General features: G+C 75.2%; 2 protein-coding genes and 1 pseudogene. All 3 read right to left on the bottom strand.

Annotated elements, in window-relative coordinates:
* Window positions 1-1,004, bottom strand: a pseudogene (locus ACWC21_RS31600) (hypothetical protein); the annotation flags it as partial.
* 155 nt (window positions 1,005-1,159) lie between these two features.
* Entirely contained in the window at window positions 1,160-2,002 is an 843-nt protein-coding gene (locus ACWC21_RS31605; protein WP_450886748.1) for a hypothetical protein, read from the bottom strand.
* Between the two features lie 96 nt (window positions 2,003-2,098).
* On the bottom strand, window positions 2,099-3,151 hold the full coding sequence (locus tag ACWC21_RS31610) for a VWA domain-containing protein (RefSeq protein ID WP_450886787.1): 1,053 nt from the start codon (window positions 3,149-3,151) through the stop codon (window positions 2,099-2,101).
* Window positions 3,152-3,158: the final 7 nt, after the last annotated feature.

Genomic DNA, 3,158 nt, shown 5'->3' on the forward strand with positions numbered 1-3,158 from the left:
GTGACCCCGTGGGCGAGCGCCCCCGCGTCCGCGACGGCCTGCCCGGCGACCGGCACGGCCCCGCGCACGGCGGTGTTCGCGACCGGCGGCAGCACCGCGTCCGTGGTGCCGCGGGCGACCTGCCCGACGAGCCCGGTCGCGTACGGCGGTACGTCGGCGACGACCCCGGTGGCGTACGCCGGCACGCCCTCGGCGGCGTCGGAGGCGACTCCCCGCACTCCCGCGACGGCCCCTGCGGCGACGGGCCGGACACCCGCGGCGACCCCGCCCGCGACCGGCTGGACGTCCGCCACGACGCCGTACGCCAGCCCCGTCGCGGCGGCCACAGCGTGGTCGGCGACGGGCGTCACCCCGGCCACGGCACCGCCGGCCACCGGCCCGACGCGGTCCACCGTGCCCCTGGCGGTCGGCACGACCCCGGCGACCGCGTGTCCGGCGACGGGTCCCGTCCCCGCCACGGCGTGACCGGCGACCGGCAGCGCCCCGTCCACGGCCGTACCGGCCACCGGCGGCACGACGGCGGCGGCCGTCTCGTCGGCCACCGGGGTGACCGCGGTCCGGGAGGCGGTCAGCGCGTCCTCCAGTTCGGGGGCGAAGGTGGAGAGCGGGCCGAAGAGGTAGTCGATCTCTCCCCGTGCGGAAGCGCCCGCGGAGGCCGCCTCGGTGACGGCGTGGGCCGCGCTGCCCGCGGCCTCGGCCCGGGCCTTCTCGCTCGCCCGGTCCGTGACGCGGCCGGTGGCGGCCTTCGCCGCGCGGGCCGCGCGGGCCCCCTGGACGGCCTGGGCGCCCCTGAGCTCTGCGACCGGGACGTCGACGGCCCCGGAGGGCTTCGCCTGCACCGCGGCCGCGGTGCCCGCCGTGTCGGGCACGGTGTCGGGTGCCGTGTCGGGCGCCGAGAGGGGGGAGGCGGGCAGTTCGTCGGCGCTGGCGACGGCCGAGCCGAGCGCCCATGCGCCGGTGACACCGGCGGCTATGACGATGGAGCGGCGGATGTTCTTGTTCATGCGTGCGTCAGATCCTTCAGGGTTCCGGGACGTCTTGAGCGGCTTGCCGTCCGGAGAACGCAGGGATGTCCGGACGGGCGGGCAGACCTGTTCCGCCCCCGCGCGGCAGGTCCACGGCGGGAGAAAAGGCCGTTTCTGCCTCGGGGAGGAGAGCCCTAGCCGGGGAAGACGGGAACGTCCCGGTACCTGTCCCGGGTCCCGGACGCGTCCACGCGCGCAGTGGCGCCGGGCGCCAGACGCAGCGGTGCCAGGTGGCCGGGGGTGACGGCGTGCGCGTCGGCATGGCGTGACGTGCCGCTGTCGACCGCGGCCCGGTTGGCGAGCGCCCCGCCCGGGTCCCCGACGGGCGCGGAACCCGTGGGAGCGCCGGCCCGGTCCGCGGCGACGTGGCCGTCGACGCGCACCCGCGTGAACGGCGTGCCAGCGCCGGTCGTGGCCTGCGGGCCGAAGGACGCGGTCACCGTCGCACGGTGTCCGGTCCGGACTTCGGCACGGGCGGACTCCGCCCGGGTCTTCGTGCCCTCGTGGCCGCCGGACGCGGTTCCCGGCGCGGACACCCCGGGGCCACCCGGCTGCTGCGGCGCGGGCGGGTCGACGACCGGCGGGGGCAGCGACGGCAGCGGGGGCAGCGAGGACCGCGTCGGCAGCTTCGGCGGGACGGGCACGCCGGGCAGCGCCGGCAACGAAGGAGCCTTCGCCCGGGCCTCGTCCAGGTCCTGGGCCACCGTGCCGACCAGGTCACCGACCGGCCGCGGCACCTGCGCGCCGACGGATCGTACGACCTGCCCGACGGCCCCCGAGGTCGAAGTCACCGAGGTCACCGATGGCGTTGACTCCACCGGGGCCGTCCCCTCGGCCGCCTGCGCCGGTCCGCCGCAGAGGAAACCGAGCGCGAACAAGCCGCCCACCAGCAGACCCAGTTGCAGCGCACGCCGTCCGGCCGCCGTACGCAACACGCGTACAGCGGCACCGGGCAGCAGGGCGGCTGGCCAGGTCAAGGGCGGAGGGTCCTGTCGTGCGAGGGAACGGCTGACGGGCCGACGGGATGTGCGGTCGATCCTCGCACGGCCCGCCCGAGGTTGCGCAAGCCCCCCTTACCGATGGGTACTCATGTCCGGTTCGTACGTGTCCGGTACGGGAAGCGGACGTTTCTCGATCGCCGCCGCCATCACCTCCGGGAACAGGTCCGGGGTGCAGGCGAACGCCGGTGCACCCAGCGCGGCGAGCGCCGCCGCGTGCTCCCGGTCGTAGGCGGGCGCCCCTTCGTCCGACAGCGCGAGCAGTGTCACGAACTGCACTCCCGACGCCTTCATCGCCGCGACCCGCTTGAGCATCTCGTCGCGTATCCCGCCCTCGTAGAGGTCGCTGATCAGCACGACCACCGTCTCCGCGGGCCGGGTGATCTGCGACTGGCAGTAGGCGAGCGCGCGGTTGATGTCCGTACCGCCGCCCAGCTGGGTGCCGAAGAGGACGTCGACCGGGTCGTCGAGCTGGTCGGTGAGATCGACGACGGCCGTGTCGAAGACGACGAGCCGCGTGCTGATCGACCTCATGGAGGCCAGCACCGCCCCGAACACGGACGCGTAGACGACGGACGCGGCCATCGAACCGGACTGGTCGATGCAGAGGACGACCTCCTTCTTCACCGACTGCGACGCCCGCCCGTAGCCGACGAGCCGTTCCGGTACGACCGTCCGGTACTCCGGCAGGTAGTGCTTGAGGTTGGCCGCGATCGTGCGGTTCCAGTCGATGTCGTGGTGGCGCGGCCGGTTGACGCGCGCGCTGCGGTCGAGGGCACCGGTGAGGGTGGCCCGGGTACGGGTGGCCAGCCGCTTCTCCAGGTCCTCGACGACCTTGCGCACGACCGCCCGTGCCGTCTCCTTCGTCGTCTCCGGCATCGCCTTGTTCAGCGACAGCAGCGTGCCGACGAGGTGCACGTCGGCCTCGACCGCCTCCAGCATCTCCGGCTCCAGAAGCAGCGTGGACAGTCCGAGCCGGTCGATGGCGTCCCGTTGCATGACCTGGACGACGGAGGAGGGGAAGTACGTGCGGATGTCCCCGAGCCAGCGCGCCACGGACGGCGCGGAAGCCCCGAGCCCGGCCGCCCGGTCCCGGCCCGTCCGCGGCCGGTCTCCCTTGCCGTACAGCGCGGTC

This window comes from Streptomyces sp. NPDC001348 (assembly GCF_053597535.1).